This window comes from Mucilaginibacter sp. GW821-FHT07G05, from assembly GCF_059418565.1.
On record NZ_JBWKQC010000001.1, the window covers coordinates 918735 to 940529 of the forward strand.

The 21795-nt window shown below is 44.4% G+C and carries 16 protein-coding genes; 9 read left to right on the plus strand and 7 right to left on the minus strand.

The window, feature by feature from the left end; translation table 11 throughout:
- Positions 1-16: 16 nt before the first annotated feature.
- The 6 genes from AC07NA_RS03765 to AC07NA_RS03790 form a co-directional block, all read right to left on the minus strand.
- The gene (locus AC07NA_RS03765; protein ID WP_494895788.1) at positions 17-985 is read right to left on the minus strand and encodes an SGBP N-terminal domain-containing protein; all 969 of its coding nucleotides are present in this window, start codon (positions 983-985) and stop codon (positions 17-19) included.
- Between the two features lie 77 nt (positions 986-1062).
- A complete protein-coding gene (locus AC07NA_RS03770; RefSeq protein ID WP_345209406.1) occupies positions 1063-1698 on the minus strand; it encodes a hypothetical protein in 636 nt (211 codons plus the stop codon).
- Between the two features lie 283 nt (positions 1699-1981).
- Positions 1982-2950, minus strand: coding sequence for a hypothetical protein (locus tag AC07NA_RS03775; RefSeq protein ID WP_494895790.1), 969 nt, complete (start codon positions 2948-2950; stop codon positions 1982-1984).
- A 471-nt stretch (positions 2951-3421) separates the two neighbouring features.
- On the minus strand, positions 3422-4846 hold the full coding sequence (locus AC07NA_RS03780) for a COG3014 family protein (protein ID WP_494895792.1): 1425 nt from the start codon (positions 4844-4846) through the stop codon (positions 3422-3424).
- A gap of 62 nt (positions 4847-4908) precedes the next feature.
- Positions 4909-5502 (minus strand): penicillin-binding protein activator LpoB, encoded by a 594-nt coding sequence (locus AC07NA_RS03785; protein ID WP_345209409.1) that lies wholly within the window; start codon positions 5500-5502, stop codon positions 4909-4911.
- 49 nt (positions 5503-5551) lie between these two features.
- On the minus strand, positions 5552-5953 hold the full coding sequence (locus tag AC07NA_RS03790; RefSeq protein ID WP_494895794.1) for a hypothetical protein: 402 nt from the start codon (positions 5951-5953) through the stop codon (positions 5552-5554).
- Positions 5954-6389: 436 nt separating this feature from the next.
- On the opposite strand from AC07NA_RS03790, the gene AC07NA_RS03795 reads away from it, so the two are divergent.
- From AC07NA_RS03795 to AC07NA_RS03805, 3 genes are all read left to right on the plus strand, one after another.
- Complete coding sequence (locus AC07NA_RS03795) at positions 6390-7424, plus strand: hypothetical protein (protein ID WP_494895796.1); 1035 nt, start codon at positions 6390-6392, stop codon at positions 7422-7424.
- A gap of 31 nt (positions 7425-7455) precedes the next feature.
- Entirely contained in the window at positions 7456-8940 is a 1485-nt protein-coding gene (locus tag AC07NA_RS03800) for an MBOAT family O-acyltransferase (protein ID WP_494895798.1), read from the plus strand.
- A 96-nt stretch (positions 8941-9036) separates the two neighbouring features.
- A complete protein-coding gene (locus AC07NA_RS03805; protein WP_494895800.1) occupies positions 9037-9861 on the plus strand; it encodes an ion transporter in 825 nt (274 codons plus the stop codon).
- Between the two features lie 76 nt (positions 9862-9937).
- Here the strand turns inward: AC07NA_RS03805 and AC07NA_RS03810 are convergent, their stop codons facing one another.
- On the minus strand, positions 9938-11302 hold the full coding sequence (locus AC07NA_RS03810) for a S41 family peptidase (RefSeq protein ID WP_494895801.1): 1365 nt from the start codon (positions 11300-11302) through the stop codon (positions 9938-9940).
- A gap of 312 nt (positions 11303-11614) precedes the next feature.
- On the opposite strand from AC07NA_RS03810, the gene AC07NA_RS03815 reads away from it, so the two are divergent.
- From AC07NA_RS03815 to AC07NA_RS03840, 6 genes are all read left to right on the plus strand, one after another.
- A complete protein-coding gene (locus tag AC07NA_RS03815) occupies positions 11615-12934 on the plus strand; it encodes a serine/threonine protein kinase (protein ID WP_494895802.1) in 1320 nt (439 codons plus the stop codon).
- 73 nt (positions 12935-13007) lie between these two features.
- The gene (locus AC07NA_RS03820) at positions 13008-13967 is read left to right on the plus strand and encodes a hypothetical protein (protein WP_494895803.1); all 960 of its coding nucleotides are present in this window, start codon (positions 13008-13010) and stop codon (positions 13965-13967) included.
- A gap of 96 nt (positions 13968-14063) precedes the next feature.
- Positions 14064-15506: a PP2C family protein-serine/threonine phosphatase gene (locus AC07NA_RS03825; protein WP_494895804.1), complete on the plus strand. Its 1443-nt coding sequence runs from the start codon at positions 14064-14066 to the stop codon at positions 15504-15506.
- A complete protein-coding gene (locus AC07NA_RS03830) occupies positions 15493-19563 on the plus strand; it encodes an FtsW/RodA/SpoVE family cell cycle protein (RefSeq protein ID WP_494895806.1) in 4071 nt (1356 codons plus the stop codon). Before AC07NA_RS03825 ends, AC07NA_RS03830 begins: the two co-directional genes overlap by 14 nt.
- 48 nt (positions 19564-19611) lie before the next feature.
- A complete protein-coding gene (locus AC07NA_RS03835; RefSeq protein ID WP_494895807.1) occupies positions 19612-20397 on the plus strand; it encodes an FHA domain-containing protein in 786 nt (261 codons plus the stop codon).
- Positions 20398-21750 carry a serine/threonine protein kinase gene (locus AC07NA_RS03840; protein WP_494895808.1) on the plus strand — a complete coding sequence of 451 codons (1353 nt, stop codon included), beginning with the start codon at positions 20398-20400 and terminating at the stop codon, positions 21748-21750. It begins immediately after the preceding gene.
- The last annotated feature ends 45 nt before the right edge of the window (positions 21751-21795 follow it).

Below are 21795 nucleotides of genomic sequence, written 5' to 3' on the forward strand. Positions count from 1 at the left end.
AAATATAGCGGTTGTATTATTTAACAAAGTGAACAACATCTCCGGCCTCTACAGAACCCCAGGGCTCTGAACCGTGCGTTTCATCTTTGCTGATTAAAGAGATGGTTCTTGTAAAGCCAACAATTACATCTTCAGGTATTTTAAACTTTACGTTTGTAGCCGTTTGGCTGCTCACCGGTAAAACAAGGTATTGAGAGTCAGAAAAGTCTTCGGCAACAATATCGAGTATGGCATAACCAATTTGATTAGTATAATATTTAGATGTAGGGCCGTCCAGTATATTTATACTTAGCTCATCGCCTGCTTTTAATGATTTTCCGCGATCGAGAAATACTAATTCATTACTACGTAAAATTGGGATACCAACGTGAAAGGGGCCTTTTGTTATAGTTTGCGTTCCGTTGATGAGTTTAATATCGTAACTGCCGGTATCCAGCGTTAACGGCGTAGGATAAATGGAGAGGCTGGCATTTGTAAAGGTATTGAACGATGAACCCCAAAGCCTTGTTGCCTTATTGTCCTTTTTATTAATAACATATAGTTCGGTTACGTTGGTATCGGGTATTATGTATTCGCCGGTAATATTCAATGCACCACCTAAATACTGCTCTAAACTAAAGTTAAGATCCAAAGGTGGTTGGTTAATAGCCGGTGAAAGCGTAAACTGTTGCGTGCTGCCATCCTGTGCTGTTACAGTAAAGGTAACACTGCTGTTAAAAGGAATTTTTTTACCGGACGCGGGCGATATACTTGCATTGGCAGATACGCTTATCTCGGGTGTTATAGAATCGGGCACGGTTTGTAACGGCGGCCAATATACAATAACGCGGTTGTTTACAATTACGGCTTTCAGCGGATCGCCTTTGGCATCTTTAATTGTAAAATTTTCAATAGTGTTATAAGGTGTTTTTACATATTCTTTTTTACAAGAAAATGCAAAAAGTGCGATGATGACTGTTATTAAAAGTAAAATATTCCTGTTCATATAAAAACGTAATTTATAGGATGTTGAAAGAAGCCACCCGGATATTACCCGGATGGCTATTGAGCATGGTATGCAGATTATAAGTTGTTCAATGTACCGTATTGAATAACATAGATACCGCGGTTAGCAGTAGGACCGCCATCGCCTGAAACTGAATTGAATTTAACAGCATAGCTTGGCAATAAACCTGTTTTAGAAACCACGCCGATGAAAAATCCGGCTACCAATATCGGGTGATTAGGATTTGCAACATCATAAGTATACCAGCCATCGTTTGAAGTGCTGGTTGTTGCCTGGCCAATACTTGCTTTTGCAATACCTGAAGTTGTAAAGTCAGTAATTTTTAATGTTGACCATGTTTTTGAAGTATTGTAGTAGTAGTACAGCTTGTATTTGGTAGTATCAACAGCTTGTGCAAATGAGTTATTGTAGCTTACCAATTTTAATACACGTGAGCCTGCTGTTGAAGAGGTATCGGTAGTTGGCGTACCGGTTAAACCAAGGTAAAGCGTAGCATAGCCTGTTGGCGGGAAAACAGTTGGGTTACCATAGTGACCGTAAACAGTACCGGTTACATTGGTTGTAGCGGCGGCTTGCTCGTTAACGGTGTTTAATTTAGCTACGTTAGCATCTTTTTTACAAGACGCCAGTACAAATGATAAGGCTATAACTGCTAATCCTGCTTTTGCTATGTTTTTGAAATTTGAATTCATGGTATTTGTTTTTGAACTTAATTTTTTATTATTTTATTAATTATTTAGCTGAAGGCTGGCTGGGCAACATTTATTGTAATTGCTACTACTAATAGGAATTACTTTATTGCTCATCCGGCTTTCTTTTTACCGGTTATTGGCGAGATTGCACCGGTACACTCGCTTTGTTATTTGGTGTTGTTCTATTTTTTTGCTGATCCTTTCTTCATAGGCGTTTGTTTTAGGTAAATTTTTCGTGTGAACTATATTAATCGCTTACGTACGCTAAGCGGCTTAATGCTTGTTATTTGGCAGTAACCGTCATGGCCTGTGTACCAACATGCGGAGCCCAGCCTTCAAACTCAAATGTTATTCGTGGCCTGTCGGCAAAAGCGGTATAAACCCCAACCGGGAAATCGTCGGGTACTTTTATGGTTACAGACAGGGCGTTAGAACTTACAATAGCGAAATCATACACTTTACCACCAAGTGTTGCCTTTACCGATTTTAAATTGAGTAATAAGCTTTGATAGGCATTATAAGTAAGATTATCGCCCTGTTTTACTGTAACCGAAGGAGTAGTAACATAGGGTTGACGATGTATAATGTGCACAGGCTGACCCAGCTTAACATCGTGCCCTAAAAATTTCACGTTAACATCGAAATAACCTGTATCCGCATCGGCCGGTATATTAATGTACTGCATAGTGTAAAGTCCATCATCAATACTTAAGAAAATTTGAGCGGTTGAATTATCTAAAGGGATAACTTTTGATGAGTTTTTGGCAACGAGCGATACGTTTAGGTTTTGTGGGTTCCGGCTGAATAAATTGCCCCTTATAATTGGCAATGTACCTAAGGGGTAAGTTACCAGGTTAGATGGATCATTGTAAATAAGTTCAAGCGAAGGCGTATTTTGCTCAATAATGATCAGTTTATAAACCTTCTGTGAACCATCGGCACCTATTACGGTATAGGTTTGGGAGGTACTACCCAGTTCAACCGGCAAAATTTCGTCTTTAAGTTTAGCGCCATCTTCAACCTTAATCAATGGGTCGATAATGCTGAGGTTATAATAAAATGGCACATATACGGTAATGGTATTTTGCTGGTTATCGATAGCGCCATAAATAACGGTATCGGTAAGGTTTGATACCTTGTACTCCACCATGTTATTTTTGGCGAGCGGTTCAAAGTCTACCGTTTTTGTACAAGAGGTAATGATGGCGATAACTGCCGTAAAAAGAAGGAGAAGTAAATGTTTCTTATTCATAATAAAATTTCGGAGGATTATTTAATTTGTCAATTCGGTACGGTTGCTTTTATTTTGCAACCTTATCATATTGGTCGGACTTGGTTCATGCTATATAAAGTTTAGTGTAATTTTCAGACTTCTTTATTTTTAATCAGTCTAAATAAACAAAACAAATATAGGCGACTGATTCGATATAATATTTACTAAATCGGGATAATCTTTTCCGAAAATGGGACAGTATTTTATGTTATACGGAAGTTTTTTAAGGAATAATTACGACACAATAACTATTAAGCAATAGTTATTTATTTATTAAAACACTGTATATCAGCATTATGATAAATAACATCATATACCTGCGAACGAAATCCGGTTGCCGGGCGGCTATTCCTGATAACGTAAATGGTTTGGAGATGAATAATTATAGAATGGGGTTGGCAAATAAATGCCGGGGCATTGAGGATGACTAAATGCGAAATATTACACTACCTATTTTAAGGTAGCGTAATTATAAAACTTCAACCTGCCGTTACCTTCAACATTGATGGTTTGGGTTTCAGTTGCACCCTGGGCATTTTTCAGGCTGATGGTGATCTTGTTGTCCCCTTTTTGCAGCGGGATGCGGGCGTAAGAGATGGATGCCGGTAAGCTTTGCCAGTTACGGGTATCGGCTTTTTCGGATAGCAGGCTGTATAGTTGTATACCGTAACCAATACCTTCCAGCAGATCGTTGGTTTTGCCATTACTTTTTGCTGCCGCACGAATAGAGTATTCGGCTATTTTTTTAACCGCCAGGCGCGATAATATCTTACCCATTTCGTTCAGCATGCGCTGTTGCAGGGTTTTAAAGGCCAGTTCATTAATATCTTCGGCTTTAGAAAAAGCTATTTGCTCGTTATTAGTGGTGAGTGTAGCGCTGGTGTAATAGGGTGTTTGGGCAATGTATTTAGGAAATGCCGCCCGCAAACTTTCTACCGATTTGGTGTTCACCTTGCTCCTGTCGCCATCATAATTAAACGGGATCAGTATTCCGCCGCCTGCATCGGTAAAGAAGAGGTCGCCGTTACTGTTCCTGATCAGGCTAAAAAATAGATCAACCTGTGTTTTAACGGGCGCACGTCCGTTCTCCCAAAAAAATATAAGTTCGCCGCCTTCCGATGGTTTGGCAGGTTCATATTTGATCCCGAAGGTACGCTCAAACTCATCGGCCTCCGTATTAAAGCCATTTAATTTAGCCGTGCGGATAACATCCTGCTGCAAACCCAGTGGCATGGTGGTACCATAATAAGTTTTATCCGGACTTTTCAGGTATACCTCCGCCGCGTTACGGTATGAGATGAAGGCGTTATTGATATCATTATTACGCTCATAAAGCATGCCTTGTAAGGTGAGCGAAAAAGCGTCGTTAGAGTACCGGGAATCTTTATTGTTAAACTTATCGCCTTGTGCTTGTGCCTGCAAGGTAATGCGGCGTGCCTCTACAATGGCATCTTCCGTTTTGTTAAGGTACAGGTAGTTGAGCGCTTTATAATAATGGATCATGAATTTCTCAAAATCCTCGCCCTTATATTTCTGCGCGGCCGGGTTAAGCAATACGCCTACCGCGTCGTCGCCTACGCTGGTCAGCCCCTGGTCAAGCAGTTGATCGGCCTCGTTAAAATACTTGTTGCTGGTATCGTACTGCGCGTTGAGATGGCTTATACGGCCTTTTTCCATCAGGTAAAGCAGCTTATTGCGCGACTTTTTTAAAGCGCCGGTATTGCTAAGGTCTTTTTCGGCCTGCTGATAGTTACCTGCCGAAACACTTTTATAATAAGGTGCAATACTTTGATTATAGGTTGAGCAACCCAATAAAAAAAGCATCAGCCCGAAAACAGATGATGCCCGGAAAATATACGTACGTATGTTGATCATTATAAAAGGCATATTGCCCCGAACGTGAGAATACCACGTTCGGGGCAATGTATATTACCGGCTTAGTTTTTTACGTATTTGGCTATTTTTTTCTCGCCAATCCAAACTACCTCGTTGGTTTGGATATTGGTAAGCTCAAGATTTACCTGGTAATAAACCACTTTTTTCTTTTTGTGCGAATCAACAATTGAGTTAATTGAACCTTGCAAAATGTAATCGGCACCATTTTCTAAGCCGAATTTTTTCATGCTTGATACGGTGGCGTTGGTTTGCTGATCGGCTTTTTCGGCACGCAACTCTTCACGTTTTTTACCGCCTTGTACCAAACGTACTTTTTGCGATTTGATGAAAGCGCTTTCAATATCAGCCAGGAAAGTTTCGGCTTCAATATGCTCGTGGCTTTTGTTTTGTACAAAACCTACAATCACTACCGGCTTTTTACCCTGGTGATCGCTGGTATGGGTATCTATCCAGTTGGCGCCTAATATTTGCGTAGTAAGGTCGTTGGCAGCCATCCGCGAATCGCTGTTATTCCAGTTGCCGCTTACATCTATAGTTTCCTCGGTGCTAACACGTGTTACCTGTCTTGAACATGAGGCTATAAATATCCCTGAAACTGCTATAGCAGCAACCGTTAAAATCCTATTAAATTTCATTTGAATTGTTATTAATTATACTATTTTAGATTGAATGCTGCATTATTTGTTACCAGCCAAAACCAACGCCAATGCTGGTGCGGCCTCCCCAGCCACCACGCCCCCAGCCGCTGCCGTAACCCCAGCTGCTAAAAGGTGAGTAATAGCTGCCGCCATATAAACCCCATGACGGTGAATAATCATAATAACCATTCATGCGTTCCTGGTGTCTCCATTCCCGGTTTTGCTGGCGGCGTTCCAGCTTGGCTTCGTACCAGTCGTAAGCCTTGTAGGTATTTTGTACGGTAGTGCCGTGTAAGCTATTAAGGGTATCGGCCATGCGGGTGTATTTCACCTGGCTTACCAAATATCTTGGATTTTGATCGGCTACCAAAGCGGTTTGAGCCTTTGCTATGCCACTATACAGGCCGCATAACAGTACGCAAGCCATCATAATGATATTCCTTTTCATCACTTTTAATTTAATTAAGTAAAGTTACGCAAATTGCAGTTGCAAATATTATAAAGCAAGCCCCTATAAGTTAATTTATGTTAATATGAATATATTTTTACTTAGTGATGAACTGCGCCACTTTATAAACACAATTAATAGCCTCTGCTACGCGTACAATAACGGCATTTTGACCCTGAATCGCCGCTTTTGGTTTAATCAGCCGCGAAATAAACTTACTATCTACATGTACAATTTACCTTACGCCTGCTGTGGCAATACCACACTTTCATAACAATATTGAGAAAAATACCGATATAAAAACATAAGTACCTATATTAGATGCACTTATACCGTATTATCAATTCCTCTGAATAGTGTGAAAGCTATTACTATGAAAAGCGTTTAGCGGAATTCTTGTTGCTACAATTTCACTTTGATCTTTAACTTTCAGGTTATGCAAATTCTTCCGTCTGCGAAATCGGCTGTATTGGCTGTTTCCCTTACCCTCATTTTTTTTATATCGTGGGAGGTTTACCTACGCCAAAAAGGTGTAGCTGCCGATTATGATGATGGCCCCGAACTTTGGGCCGATAAACGCGCCATGGTGTACGAACCATCAGATAAGGCTACCGTTTTTGTAGGCTCATCGCGCATTAAGTACGACCTTGATATACCAACCTGGGAAAAACTTACCGGCACACACGCCATACAACTGGCCATGCCCGGCTCAAACCCAAGGCCAATGTTCGACGACCTCGCTAACGACCCTAAATTTAAAGGCAGGCTGATAGTTGATATAACAGAAATACTCTATTTTAACCCCGCTCCTTTCTTCACCATATCGCCAAACGAGGGTATCAATTATTACAATAGCGAAACGCTGGCCCAAAAGGCAAGCTTTATACTTAATAGGCCGGTTGAAGGTAATCTGGCCTTTTTAAACTCCGATTACCTTTCGCTCAACGGCCAACTAAATCATTTACATATTCCGGACAGGCCGGGTGTTTTTCCGCCGCTTAATTTTCCGTGGCAGTTTGGCCCTACCATGTTCGACAGGCAAAATAAAATGACCGACAGTTTTGTGGCCGATACCAACCTGCAAAACCAGGTTAAAGGTGTATGGGCCATGCTGGGGAAAGACCGTACACCACCCCTTAGCGGCAAACCGCTGGATGAGATTATGCAGACGGCAAAAAGTAATGTAGATAAAATAAAGGCACGTGGCGGCGAAGTCATATTTACACGTACGCCATCAAGCGGCCCTATGTTTATGGGCGAAAGTATGGGTTTCCCGCGTAAATTATATTGGGACAGGCTGCTGAAAACTACCGGTTGCCAGGGAATTTACTTCGCTGATTATCCCGGCACGGCAAAACTGATCTGCCCCGAATGGTCGCACTTAACTCCTAAAGATGCCATTGTGTATACCAACAATTTAGTGGCTATTCTGCAAAAAGAAAAAGGCTGGCAGTTTACCGCAAGTAATTAATAAAACTGATTCATCTTTAACCAAACTAACCATGGTTTTTAATTCCTATACCTTTATTGTATTTTTTGCCATTATGCTGCTTTTGCATAACCTGCCCATATCGTGGAAAGCAAAAAAGACAAACCTGTTACTGGCCAGCTACCTGTTTTACGCCGCCTGGAACCCACCTTTCATCCTCCTGCTCTGGCTCTCAACCGTAGTTGATTTTTTTGTGGGAAGGGCACTTTATACCCAACCTAACAAACATAAACGCCGCGTTTTACTGGTAGTAAGTTTAATTGGCAACCTGGGTATGCTTTGCTTTTTTAAGTACGGTAACTTTTTGCTTGATAACTTTGTACAGTTAAGCAATTTAGTAGGCTTTGATTATCACCCGGCCAAACCGAACATCATATTGCCGGCAGGTATTTCCTTCTATACTTTCACTACGCTTTGTTATACTATTGATATGTACAAGCGCAAGAGCGAACCGGTTAAATCACTACTTGATTTTTCGTTATTCGTTACCTTCTTTCCGCATTTGGTGGCAGGGCCTATTGTACGCCCGCCGCAGTTGGTACCACAGTTTGAAACACCCAGAAAAGCTACTTCAGAACAATTAATGAACGGCTTGTTATTGCTAACCCTTGGTTTGTTTATGAAGGTAGTTTGTGCCGATACCTTGCTATCCGGCGCGGCAGATACCGTTTTTAGCTCTCAGGGAGGTTTGGGGGCATTGGATGCCTGGACGGGCGTACTGGCATTTTCCGGGCAGATCTTTTTTGATTTTGCCGGATACTCCACCTCTGCCATAGGCGTGGCTATGTGCCTGGGCTTTATATTGCCACAAAACTTTTGGTACCCCTACGCGGCCATCGGCTTTTCCGATTTTTGGCGCAGGTGGCATATTACCCTATCGGCATGGCTGCGCGATTACTTGTACATCCCGCTGGGCGGTAACCGTGAAGGTAAGTTCAGAACCTATATCAACGTGATGATCACTATGCTGGTTGGCGGCCTGTGGCACGGTGCCAGCTGGACATTTGTAGCCTGGGGTGGTTTGCATGGTTTGTATTTATGGATAGAACGCGCCATTAACGATAGCCGGGCAAGCACATCCTCACAACCCGAAGGCGGCGAAAACGCACCTATAATTGCTACCGCCTCAATGGGCATTAGCCTGACCGGTAAAAAATCCGCAGGATTTTTATACGCGCTGTTAACCTTTTTACTGGTTTGCATTACCTGGGTATTCTTCAGGTCGAGCACATTTAGCGGGGCATGGCAAATTTTAAGTGCCATGTCGGGCCGTATACCGGCAGCCGGGCCTCCGTTGCTGGCTACCATAACTATTATAAAGGTGGGCGTGGTAATAAGCCTGATGTTAGGTTTCCATTGGTTTATGCGGAACAGCAGTGTTTTAAAAACAACAGCAAAAATGCCCTGGTGGCTTACAGGCGTGGTTTGGTCGCTAATGCTGATATTGATCGTTTTAAGCCAGGGCACCAGTAAATCTTTTATTTACTTCCAGTTTTAAAAATAAACCCGAAGCAATACAGCGCACACAAACAGCTAAAGCTATTGTTATACAAAGGCCGGGCATTTACTAAAAGCCCGGCCTTTTAAGCTTTATATGGCAATACCTCCATCAAACGACTGGCGTTTCAGGCTGCACGAAATTATTTACGAATCAAACACGCGCGCGGGCAAAGCTTTTGACGTAGGCTTGCTGATAGCCATATTTACCAGCATACTCATCGTAATGCTGGATAGCGTAGCAAGTATACATCAAGATTATGGCAAGTTACTGCACACGCTCGAATGGGGATATACCGCGCTCTTCACCATTGAATATATTCTACGGTTAGTAAGTATAAAACGACCAATCCTTTATGTAGTAAGCGTATTAGGTATTATCGACCTGATCGCCCTCATCCCCTCTTATTTAAGCATATTCTTTATCGGCGCGCAATCGTTACTCGTTTTTCGGGCACTGCGATTATTACGGGTATTCAGGATTTTTAAGCTGGGGCATTTCTTAACCGAAATAAACTTTTTAAAAGAAGCGCTGAAAGGCAGCGTACGCAAGATCAGCGTGTTTCTGCTCACGGTACTTACCTTAACCGTTATACTGGGTTCGATCATGTATTTGGTAGAGAAACGCGAAAATGGTTTTTCAAACATTCCGGAAAGTGTTTACTGGGCCATCGTTACCATTACTACCGTTGGTTACGGTGATATTTCGCCGGTAACGCCTATGGGCAAATTTGTAGCATCAGTAGTAATGCTTATTGGTTACGCCATTATAGCGGTGCCCACGGGCATCATCACACATGATATTGCCATGGCTGCCCGTCAAAGAAAAGATCTGCCCGAAGCATGCCCATCCTGCGGTCGTGAAGGCCATGAAGCAGATGCCTTGTTCTGCAAGTATTGTGGCTCGTCCTTATTCAGGTAGATACCATATCCTTTAAACACAAAACCCCGGTAAGATCAAGCCTTACCGGGGTTTCTATTCCATATTTATCAAACTTCTACAGCTTTGTTAACGGCTGCGGACCTACGTAGATACTGCCATTATTCATCATGGTTTTGCGGGTAATGCTGATGAATTTACCTTGCGCGTCGCGGTTAATATAAGCGCGCGAACTGTTAGGGCCAATGTTGCTGTTCAAACCTGTAATCACCAATACATCAGGCTTAAGCTCTTTTATTATAAAACTTTCAGCTGGTTTACCCGGCTCATTGCGGTTCCATGTAAGGTTACCTTTAGCGTAAGTTACGGTTACGTTGTTGGTGTATTTACCTACCAGTTCGCCGTATTTACTTTTCAAATCGATAGCTTTTTTAGTAGCAAAAACGCCATCATCCAATATCCATTGAGCAGCTTCTTTCTGGGTGCTGTCCGAGCCATTGCTTGCCATATTTTGTAAGATCAGCCTGCGGGCAACTGCCAGTGCATCTTCCTTACCGCTTACTACATCGGGGATAACACCTGTACCTTCCCAACCAACATTACTGTTAGGGGCAACCACCATTTTAAATGGCGTAAATACAACCAGATTATTTTTAAGCGCGACGAACGTACCTGCAATGCCTGCACCCGCTGTAGTTTCACCCACTATGGTAGCACGGCGTAATTTCTGCATGGCATAAGCAAAACCTTCAGATGCCGAAGCTGTGCCGGGGCCAACCAATATGTATACCGAAGTATTGGTTAAACGCTTGCCCGGTACGTACGAGTAGGTCCACTCCTGCTCATCCATTTTGCGGTCTTTATAAAAACCGTTCAGGTAAAACTGCTCCTGACCCGGAAAATAAAAGTACGATGCCAAAAAGCGGCCCATTTGCCCTGTACCACCCGGGTTATGGCGGATATCCAATATAATATTTTTACTGTTTGCGGACATGTTCATAGCAGCGGCTGCTGTTTCAAATGCCTCCTGTGAACCATAGAACGGCCCCGGAATATCAACATAAGCAGTTGAGGTAGCGCCATCTATCTGCACACTTTTAAAACCGTAGTTTGATTTACGTTGCGATTCAGCTTCAGAATTTCTGCCGCCACCGCCGCCTTCACGAGGTTCGGTCAGGTTTTTATAAGTATCCACATTACGCATAATACGCAGGTGAACATCTTTATGGGCTTTGCTTAAATCTTCGGTCAGCCTTGAAGCCAGTTCGTCTTCGCTCAGGTTATTATATCTGCCTGCGGCTTCATTTTTGGTAAGCGCGTCTTTATACTGCTTGCTTATTTCGGGGAAAGGATATACTTCAACAAGCTTGTTGCCTAATTTTTCAACTATTTCATGCCTGTCGGCATCGTTTACGGTTTGCGCGTAAGTGCTTACGCCACCCATTAAAAGCAGCGCGGGAATGAGGTAGGTTAATTTTTTCATTTAACGGCAAATATAAGTGTTGAAACGAAGCTGCAAAATGCTTTACGATCAAAATTTGATAAAACGTTATACCAATTGATATACAGGCACTATTGAATTTAATTTCAGTATCCATTTATTTGATGTATTGTGTTACGCGATGCCAGGATCAATCTGCTCAAAAACAGCCTTTCAAACCTTCATCACACGTTTTTTCTTTAATTTTTAAAGCGGCCAAATTATTATAGCTACTTTATCGTTATCATTACCGTTAGATATTATTTTTGAAAAGCCATAACAATTAAAGCTTTTCAGGTGTAACTTACAGCAGCAATGAGTAAAGTATTTACAATAACGGAAGGATTAGAAAATTTGGGTGCACTGCGCACGGGCGGACAAGGCTCGGTATACAAAGGCAGGCGCACCGGCACTATATATTCGGCAGTTAAGCTTATACCTACACCGGTACACACCGAAAGCCTCGACGATAAAAATTACCGCAATTTTCAGAACGAAGTTACCAAGCTGCAAAAGGTAAACGAAAAACCCAACCCCAACGTAGTAAAAATATTAAGCTGGGGTATTACCGAAAGCGGCTCGTTCCCGTTCATCGAGATGGAATATATTGACGGCCCCGATCTGGGTGAGTTGTTACAACCGCCTCACGAGAAAATCTTCACCCTGAAAGAACTCATTAAGGTAGCCGATCAGCTGTCCTGCGCTTTGGTGCACTGCCACATGGTGGGTGTAAAACATGGCGATATAAAAAGCAACAACGTTAAATACAACGTACATACCGGCAACTACGTACTGCTCGATTTTGGCCTGGCCATCATGAGCGAGGAACAACGCCGCAGCAGCATACGCCATGCCGGGGCCATTGAGTTTATGGCACCCGAACAGCACGACGGTAAAATGATGCTGCAAACGGATGTGTATAGTTACGGTGTAATCCTGTACGAATTGCTCACCGGGCAGGTACCTTTCCCGCTGCAATCTGAAAACGATGCCGGGCGCAACGCCGTGATGCTGGGCCACATGGAAAGCCCTGTGCCCGATGCCATGCAATTGCGCAAAGACAACCTGCCCGAAGGCTGGTCGGCACAAAGGAAGGCGCAGGAAATGCAGGTACCGGTTTGGCTGCTGAACCTCATCTACAAATGTTTGCAAAAGAACCCGGAAGACAGGTTCTCCAGCGGCATGTCGTTGCATGATGCTATTGTGAGCGGCAGCCTGGCTAATGTAGCTGCGGGGCAAGCGCCTGCTGTTAATCCGGTTGTTTTACCAGCGGCAAACTCAAATGCGGTAACCGAACCTGTTGCGGATGAATCGAAAATTACGCTATCGAAACCGGTGTTTTACGCCATGATATCAATGCTCATTATTTTTATGGGCTTTTCTATTTATGCTACCTTTTTGAAAAAAGATGCCCGTTTAAAGGACAATAGCACGCAGGATTCGGTACAGATGAAGAAGGATACGCCGAAGGTAGAACCCAAGTATGAAGAACCGGTGAACGAGTATGCCAACCCGATGAGCCAGGATTCGCTTCAGGATAACGGCAACGAGAACAAACAACCCGAAATTTTACAACCCCAAACAAATACGGATAGTGCCGTGGGGAATCAACCCGATACGGCTGCGAACCAATAAACCAGCTGCTGCACAACCAAACAACGTTTGTTGTTTTTACGTTCAGTTAGCATAAAATATTTTTACATCAATAATGGAACCCAAGAATAACTTTTGGCAGCGCTTAGGCATACAGGATTGGTTTTTAACCAATGATGCCCCTACTATTACCGGTAAAGCCCAGCCCCTTACGCCCGATACGGTTTATAATTACATTATTGAAAAATTTGAGGAATCGATAAGGGAACTCTCTTTTGCCGGACGTGTGGTTTTTTACCACGAGTTCATCATCAGCTTTAATACCGAAGATTATAACGAGTTTGTTCAAAACAAACAAGGCATTTTCGGGCTAATAGTGCATGAAAGCGTAAAAAAATTTTACGAGATACTGCGCACCTATCGCGAAGCGGGCAAAACGGTTGAGCCATCAGGCTCAAAATGGGTGTTCAGGCTGGTTACACACCCCAGCTATGTGCGCGGCGATAAAGGCTTTATAGGCAAACTATTACCCGATAACAGCAACAGCACCAAAAAATCGGAGAACCTGCGGGTAACCTTTATCCCGAGGCAAACGGGTATAGCGCAAACTTTTGATGTGAATGATGATATTTTGAAGGGGTTTACCTATTACAGCGATGGTTACATGGAGATTCCCTACGAAGATCACTTGGAAGCGCCTGAAAAAGAAAGCACGAAAAAAGAACAGCCTACCCTTGCCCGTTTAGAAACCATTATACCTGATAAGCAATTCGCGGGTAAAAAGGTGGAGTACCTGATGAAAGACGACGACATCATCGTATCAGGCAATGACGAACCACGCGAAGAAGATAACATTTTCGTTATCCCATCGGAATGGGTCAACTCACCACATTTGCAGATCCGCTTTAATAAAGCCGATGGTAAATTTTACGTGGCATCATTCGGTGAGATCACCACACTCAACGAAAACGTGATCAGCCGCAGTGATGTGAACGCGCCGGTTTGGGTTGAACTGCCTGTTAATTCACGCATATTGCTGAACGGCATTATCGGCTTAAATCTGTTTAAAGGCTAAGTATTATGTCGCAAATATTATCCATTGGTCTGTTAGTAATTGTGGTTTGCCTGCTGGCAACGCACTTTATTGACATTAAAAACTCGGGGAAACAAAATGGCTGAAAACTTTTTTGGACTTACCGATACCGGTAAAATACGCACCAATAACGAGGATACCTTTATTGCCCAAAAGGTAATGAATAACCGCTATGTGCTGGGCTGCGTTATTGATGGCGTAGGCGGATACAACGGCGGCGAAGTAGCCGCTGCCATAGCGCACGACGAGATTGTTGCTGTACTGAAACATGCCGATGATGAGGTTATACCGGCCATGATCAGCGCGTTTAAGCTGGCCAACAGGCGTATCATCGAAAAAAAGGCACAGGATAGTGTGAACGATAGCATGGCCTGCGTATCAACCATGGCACTGGCCGATGTTGCCAATAACCTGTTTTATTATGCCCATGTGGGCGATACGCGTTTGTATTTGCTTCGCGATAATTCGCTGGTGAAAATATCTAAGGACCACTCTTTTGTGGGTTTCCTGGAAGATTCGGGCAGGCTGACGGAGACGGCCGCCATGCAACACCCGAAACGTAACGAGATCAACAAGGCATTGGGTTTTGACATCCAGATGGATACTGACGATACTTATATCGAAACCGGGCAATCGCCATTTTTACCGGGCGATATGCTGCTGCTATGCAGCGATGGGCTGACCGATATGGTAGATAAAACCGAGATAACCGATATTATTACCCAACCCACATCCTTACAACAAAAAGCCAAAAGCCTGATAACTGCTGCCAACAACAACGGCGGCAATGACAATATTACCGTGGTACTGGTGCAAAACGACAAGGCCCCGCAGGTAATTACGGCCACCAAACCAACAAGTACAACCAAGCTTCCGGGCGAAAATGGCAAAGGAGATACAACCGTTCGGGAGCCCAAAGCTACCGGCACACAGGTTCAACCTTCAACGCAGAAAGGCAGTTTTTTCACCAAGTTTTTCGCTGTGCTGGCACTGATATTTTTAATTGCCGCGGTAGGCTTTTACTTTCAATGGAAAAATTCAGAAGTTCCCGAAAAGCAAATTGTCGCGGTTGTTAAACCAGGCCGTAACGCGCAGGAGCTAAAGCTGCAAAAAGCGATCGATAGCTTGAAAGGCAATACCCTCGTACTTTCAGTTGCCGATTATAAAAGCCCGGTGGTATTGAGCGACGCGTTGCGTATTCAAAAGGATAGTCTGTATATTAAAGGCAATGGCATCCTCTTTACAAAAGATACTACTTACAATGGCCCGGCATTGTCGCTTTCTGCCAGGTGCCGTTTAACTGTACTTGATAGCTTACAGTTTAAGGATTTTAAAACCACCGTTTTAATGGTTAACAGCACTCTGGTGCTAAAGCATGTGCAATTTGGCAATAGCCCGTTCCCGGTGCAAAGGGCTTATGTTTTACCCAATGGCAAATATATATCAACCCAATTACCGGCGAATGCCATTAAAGTGGATACGTTGATCAAAAAAACAAGCGCGGCCAATGGAGCAAAGTAAGATCATCCCGTCGGTATCGCGCGGTAAGGAGCGTCTGTTTTTATTACTGATCACTATATTGCTTTCGCTGCTGTTTTACAGGCTGCATACGGTGCTGCAACTACGCTTTGCTGACGTTGACAAACGTTTACAGGATGGCACTATGATCAACCTGAACGATAAAGCGCCGGCCGTAAGCCTGCGCAGGTTATTGCAAAAAGGTTATTACTTTGATGATAAACGCGACATAACGCTTATTGAAGCTACTGTAACCCAAAACATAAACATCGGCGACCAGATAGATAATATTGGCGAACTCAACAAACGCAAATATTACATTGGTGCCGACGAAGCTTTTCGCCGTGGCGGCGAATCGTTTAAAAAGCGGGTGAGCGCGTCGCGCTCGCTATTGGGGTATACCGGTGAAGATTCTTTACGTTTTACGCAGGAACAAACATCGCCCCCTGCCCTGCCTGCCGAAACTAATCTGGGCATAGGCACTTACAGCATCAGCGGCAGCATACAAAACAAGGAGCACTCCGTACCCGGCGTACTGGTAAAACTCGAAATGATATTACCACAGGACAGTCTGCTTACCGACGAACTTGCCGAAGACATTACTACAAGTACCAAACACGGCGACGGCTTTACCGAAACATTTTTACCGGATAGCGCAGGTAAACCACGCCTGCAATCAATAACTGCTTACGCCCGCACAAGTACCGATGGGCACTTCAGTTTTAAAAATCTGCCAAATAATAAAGCATTTAAAGTATTGCCTTTGCAGCCGGGCTTTCAGTTTGGCACCTCGCAGGGTGTGCAAAATTTAGATGAAGACGTATCGCTCACGTTCCATCAGTCGCCGCATACGATCAGGTTATTTTCTACGCGCGATTTTAATATCCTCAAAAAAGAAAAATCGCTCATTATCCGTACACCACAAGAATTTAATGAATGGTTTTGGATCATTGCGGGCAGCTTCGTAGGCGGCTTTGTGATCATCCACATATTATTATCATGGAAATTTAGCCAGGCCGATCAGCTGATACTACCCATAGTAATGTTGTTAACGGGCTTGTCGTTTTTAACGCTGCTTAGTTTGCAGGATCCACTTCGCGACCGCTTTTTAGCGAAGGATACCCTGGTGTATTTGGGTATTGGCATGGCAGCGTTGATAGTGATGCTGAATGTAAAACTTCGCCGTTTCAATACCGATTCGTGGTTATACCGGATGTTGCTATTTAAAAACATACGGTCGGCCGCCAGCGGCTGGCCATGGGCCTTACTGGCAATCACTTTATTGGCCATGACCATCGGTTTCGGTACCGGCCCCGAAGGCAGCGGCGTTAAGGTGAACCTGTTTGGCTTTCAGCCCAGCGAAATTGTTAAATACCTGATCATCTTTTTCCTGGCAGGCTTTTTCGCCGTAAACGAAAAACTGATCAGCGAATACGCGAGCTGGACAAAACGCTGGTCATTCTTTTCAACCGCGCTGATAGCCATTTTGGTAACGCTGATGTTGTTTTTATTATTGGGCGATTTGGGTCCGGCGATGGTGGTATGCTTTACTTTTATCACGCTCTTCTCCTTCTCCCGCGGCGATTTTGCCTTTATGGCGGGCGCGGTAGTTATATACGTAATTGTATCGTGGGTAATAGGCAATGTTTGGCTCTCTGCTGTTATAACCGCCGCCATTGTGGCCTTGCTGATGCTGTTTCAGCGCAGGCAACTGAGCGAATCGGCAGTGATGGTGCTGGTAATTATGGCTGCATTTTTAACTATCGACCAAATACCTTATTTAGGCAAACTGTTTCCCGGTCCGGTTGAGCGCCTTACCGACCGCAAAGCCATTTGGGAAGATGCCTGGAACAATGAAGTTTACGGCGGCGACCAGGTAGCCAACGGCCTTTGGGCGATGTCGAGCGGTGGATTTTCAGGGCAGGGTGTTGGTGAAGGTTTTGCCAAAACCATCCCCGAGGCACATACCGATATGATACTGCCTTCTATGGGCGAAGAATTTGGCTGGACGGGCATTGTATGTATTTTCCTGCTGTTTTTATTGTACCTGCACCGTTCCATTATTATCGGCCGGCGAACGGGTGCGCCCTTCCTGTTTTACCTATGCGCAGGCATCGGTATATCTACATTCGTTCAATTTTTGCTGATCGCGGGCGGCTCTACCGGGGCATTGCCTTTATCGGGTGTATCGTTGCCTTTTCAAAGCTATGGTGGCTCATCATTAGTAGCTAACCTTTTGGCATCGGGTTTTTTACTGTCGGCATCATTGGTTAGGGGCACGCCGGTGCAAATGAGCTATATATCTAAACAACAGGATAAAAATTTGGTACCTGCGCTCATTGCAGCTTGTTTGGGTATTCTGCTGCTTAGCGTAAGTGTATCGCGCTACCTGTTCAACAATAAAAAATGGGTGGTACAACCCGCCTTGGTTGCCGATAGAAGCGGCGCGCGCATGTTCAGTTATAATCCACGCATCGCCATATTAATGAATCGTTTACAGGCCGGGGCATTATATGATTGTAACGGTTTACTACTGGCTACCAGCAACCCTAATCTCATTAAAAAACAACGCCTTAAACTTGCCGCTGCGGGTATTGATTACAATTTGGATTCGGCCGTGCATAAGCGATTAGACCGGTATTACCCGTTTGAAGAACAAATGTTCTTTTGGACGGGCGATGCCAATACAGGTGTATTCAACGGCAGCATCAACGGCTACTTTGCCGAATACGAACACGCCGCCGAACTACGTGGCTTTAAACTGCCTGCTACCAAATTTGATGTAGTGGCCAATCGCTACCGCGAGGATAAGTTTTTAGCCCGTGGCGTAAAGGAAATGACGGTGGTGAAGAAAGACTATGCACAGCTTGCCCCGCTCCTGCTGGCCGGTATCAACAGCCCCGAAGTAGCAGCCTTTAAAAACCGTAACCGCGATGTAAAACTGACGATGGATGCAGGCCTGCAAACAAGCATTCAGCAATCTATAGCTACCGATACTTCCTTGTTTGACAATCGAGTTTCCGTAGTGATCATGAAGGCCGGTACGGGCGATGTGCTTACATCCGCCGTTTACCCCCTGCCGCCTGTGCACGATTGGGAAAAGCTGACCATGACCACTGCCGAGCAGAACCAACTGGCTAACTGGATGACTACATCCGACCTTGGGTTTACCCTATTCACCCAGCCCGGTTCCACGGCAAAGGTATTAACCTCGCTGGCGGCGTTCAACAAACTCGGTTTGGCTGCTGCCGAAAAAACCTACTCCGTAAGTATGAATGAACGTGTACGCACCAAAGGCATCGAACCCGATGAAACCGGTATAATCACTTTGGAACGGGCAGTAGTAAAATCAAACAACGTATACTTTATTAAGCTGGCCAACGAAGAGCATTTGCAGGAGCAAATGGCCGATCTGTATATCAAAACCGGGATGTTTTTGCATGGCGCGGGCGGTTATTATTATAACAAACAAGCCACTAACGAAAAACAGGAAGAAAAATGGCGCGAACTATGGCGCAAAACCGAGTTTAATACCAAACCCCGATACGACCCTAATAACGTGCATAAAACACGCGCCAAGGGTATTTCGGGTATGGCCTGGGGGCAGGGCGAATTGATCGCGAGTCCTGCCGCTGTTGCCCGCATGGTGGCGGGTGTTGCCAATAACGGCAATATGATAGGCAACCGTTTTGTGCTGAAGGTAAGCGATTCATCAACCACGGTAAAACCGGGCATAAAATTGGTGAACAATGCGCAATACGCGCAGCTGATGCGTAAATATATGATTGAGCAAAGCGCGCTTAAAACCTATACCCTCGGTATCTCGGTAGCTGGTAAAACCGGTACGCCAGAACGGATATGGAAAGGTGAACAGATCAACGATGGCTGGTACGTATTTTTCGCGCCGATGGCAAAGGGGAACGATAACGTGGTGGTGTGTATCCGGGTGGAGGCAACCAAAGGCTCGTCTGACGCGGTTAAGCTGGCGGGCAAACACGTTATACCATTTTTGCTAAAAAAGGGTTATATTAAAAGTATTGTACAGCAAACAAATGAATAAGCTGTAAGTTGAACTAAAATTGAGCACTATTAAACTGATAAAGGCAGTATGATATTTAATCTTTTTAAAAGCGATGCAGATGAGCGCCCTACCGATGTGAAAGGTATACGCCATGCTTTGCTGCAATTTATTAAACAGGAACTGCAAAAGGCCGAAGGCGGCGAAGGCAATAATATTAAGGGCGTACTGCTTTACCTGTCGTGCAATTCGGCAGAAAGGCATGTTTACGAAACCGCTTTGTATACCGATGAACCCGGTAAGTTTAAGGATGAGATACAACGTATTGCAGACGATTACGCGCTTGAGTTGCCCCCAAACTGGACATTGGAAGTAATATTTGACGAAGTCATCCCGTCCGAAGCCGTAAAGGCTGCCAATGTGGATGCGGCGTTTTTTGTAAAAACCAGCAAGCATTTCATCAAGCAAACCATTACTGCTTATCTAAGGCCATTAAGCGGCGAAACTACCGAGCAGCAATACCGCATAACGTCCGACGATAGCAAGATCAACATTGGCAGGGATAAACAAGCGCAATCTGATGAGGGCTATTTCCGTATCAATCATATCGCTTTCCCGTCTGATAGCGCTAACGAGAGCAATAAATACATCAGCCGGCAACATGCCCACATTGAGTGGAAAAATGAGGCAGGCAGGTTTATGATATTTGCCGATGAAGGCGGCGTACCGCCACGCAATAAAGTAAAGGTACGGTCGGATGCTACCGAGCAACTTACCAAACTGCATTCTACCGAAATTGGTTATGAGCTGGAAGAAGGCGACCAGATCATACTGGGCGAATCGGTGGTTTTATTATTCAGTTATAAACCATTATAAATGAGTAAAGTATTTACGATAGCTGACGGACTGGAAAATTTAGGGGCTTTGCGTACCGGCGGACAAGGGTCGGTATATAAAGGGCGGCGTACGGGTACTATTTATTCGGCAGTGAAACTGATACCTACCCCTATTTATTTGGAAAGTGCCGACGATAAGAACTACCGCAACTTCCAGAACGAGGTAGCCAAGCTGCAAAAGGTAAATGAAGAGCCCAACCCCAATGTGGTAAAGATATTGAGCTACGGCATTACCGAAAGCGGATCGTTCCCCTACATAGAAATGGAATATGTGGAAGGGCCCGACCTGTGCGAATTACTGCAAGCGCCGCATGATAAGATCTTCACCCTTAAAGAACTCATAAAAGTTGCCGATCAACTGGCCTGCGCCCTGCTGCATTGCCACAATGTTGGGGTAAAGCATGGCGATATTAAAAGTAACAACGTAAAATACAACATCCATACCGGTAACTACGTGTTGCTCGATTTCGGGCTGGCCATCATGAGCGACGAACAACGCCGCAGCAGTGTTCGCCATGCCGGGGCTATCGAGTTTATGGCTCCCGAACAGCACGAGGGTAAAATGCTGCTGCAAACCGATGTATATGGTTACGGGGTGATCTTATTTGAATTACTATCCGGGCAAGTACCCTTCCCGCTGCACGGCGATGGCGATACAGGGCGCAACGCCGTTATGCTGGGCCATATCGAGGGTACAATACCCGATGCCATGTTGCTACGCGAGAATAATTTGCCCGAAACATGGTCGGCAGAAAAGAAAGCGCAGCAGATGCAGGTACCGGCATGGATGTTGGAAATGGTATATACCTGCCTGCAAAAGAACCCTCAAGATCGTTACAGCGATGGTTCGGCATTGCACCAGGCCATTGTAAAAGGCACGCTGGCTACCGCAAACAACCCCGTTACTATCGACCTTAAAAAAGAGAACGAACAGCTACACCAGCAATTGCTGCAATACCAAACAGCGAATACGGCCTCAGTAGTTCCGCAAAACACCGGTACTGATAAGGTGCAGCTCACTAAACGGGCATTCGCGGGTTTGATAGGCGTCGCGGTTTTATTTTTAGGCCTGTTTTTGTACGCTGTGCTGGATAAAAGCAAAGCCGTAACAGCAACTACAACCCCTATAGCGGCAACTAAGCCTTACCGCTCACCTTTTATATTTGTAAAGTATTACAACCACGATAGCGTAATGCGGGCCAAACGCGATAGCATAAAGGCACGGCGTAACGCGCTTATGCGCAGCACTATTGATTCGGTTGCCCAACAGGAGATCTTGAAACAGCAACCTCCCAAAAAGAAAAAGCGAAAAAAGTTTTTAGGCATATTTTAAGCATCGCCATAAACCTAACGCCTATTACTTAAATTTGGCCCTGTT

Coding starts and splice junctions, on each gene's coding strand:
- AC07NA_RS03775 (WP_494895790.1), bottom strand. CDS start 2,950: ATGAATAAGAAACATTTACTTCTCCTTCTTTTTACGGCAGTTATCGCC.
- AC07NA_RS03825 (WP_494895804.1), top strand. CDS start 14,064: ATGGCTGAAAACTTTTTTGGACTTACCGATACCGGTAAAATACGCACC.
- AC07NA_RS03820 (WP_494895803.1), top strand. CDS start 13,008: ATGGAACCCAAGAATAACTTTTGGCAGCGCTTAGGCATACAGGATTGG.
- AC07NA_RS03795 (WP_494895796.1), top strand. CDS start 6,390: ATGCAAATTCTTCCGTCTGCGAAATCGGCTGTATTGGCTGTTTCCCTT.
- AC07NA_RS03800 (WP_494895798.1), top strand. CDS start 7,456: ATGGTTTTTAATTCCTATACCTTTATTGTATTTTTTGCCATTATGCTG.
- AC07NA_RS03780 (WP_494895792.1), bottom strand. CDS start 4,846: ATGATCAACATACGTACGTATATTTTCCGGGCATCATCTGTTTTCGGG.
- AC07NA_RS03835 (WP_494895807.1), top strand. CDS start 19,612: ATGATATTTAATCTTTTTAAAAGCGATGCAGATGAGCGCCCTACCGAT.
- AC07NA_RS03770 (WP_345209406.1), bottom strand. CDS start 1,698: ATGAATTCAAATTTCAAAAACATAGCAAAAGCAGGATTAGCAGTTATA.
- AC07NA_RS03785 (WP_345209409.1), bottom strand. CDS start 5,502: ATGAAATTTAATAGGATTTTAACGGTTGCTGCTATAGCAGTTTCAGGG.
- AC07NA_RS03830 (WP_494895806.1), top strand. CDS start 15,493: ATGGAGCAAAGTAAGATCATCCCGTCGGTATCGCGCGGTAAGGAGCGT.
- AC07NA_RS03805 (WP_494895800.1), top strand. CDS start 9,037: ATGGCAATACCTCCATCAAACGACTGGCGTTTCAGGCTGCACGAAATT.
- AC07NA_RS03815 (WP_494895802.1), top strand. CDS start 11,615: ATGAGTAAAGTATTTACAATAACGGAAGGATTAGAAAATTTGGGTGCA.
- AC07NA_RS03810 (WP_494895801.1), bottom strand. CDS start 11,302: ATGAAAAAATTAACCTACCTCATTCCCGCGCTGCTTTTAATGGGTGGC.
- AC07NA_RS03790 (WP_494895794.1), bottom strand. CDS start 5,953: ATGAAAAGGAATATCATTATGATGGCTTGCGTACTGTTATGCGGCCTG.
- AC07NA_RS03840 (WP_494895808.1), top strand. CDS start 20,398: ATGAGTAAAGTATTTACGATAGCTGACGGACTGGAAAATTTAGGGGCT.
- AC07NA_RS03765 (WP_494895788.1), bottom strand. CDS start 985: ATGAACAGGAATATTTTACTTTTAATAACAGTCATCATCGCACTTTTT.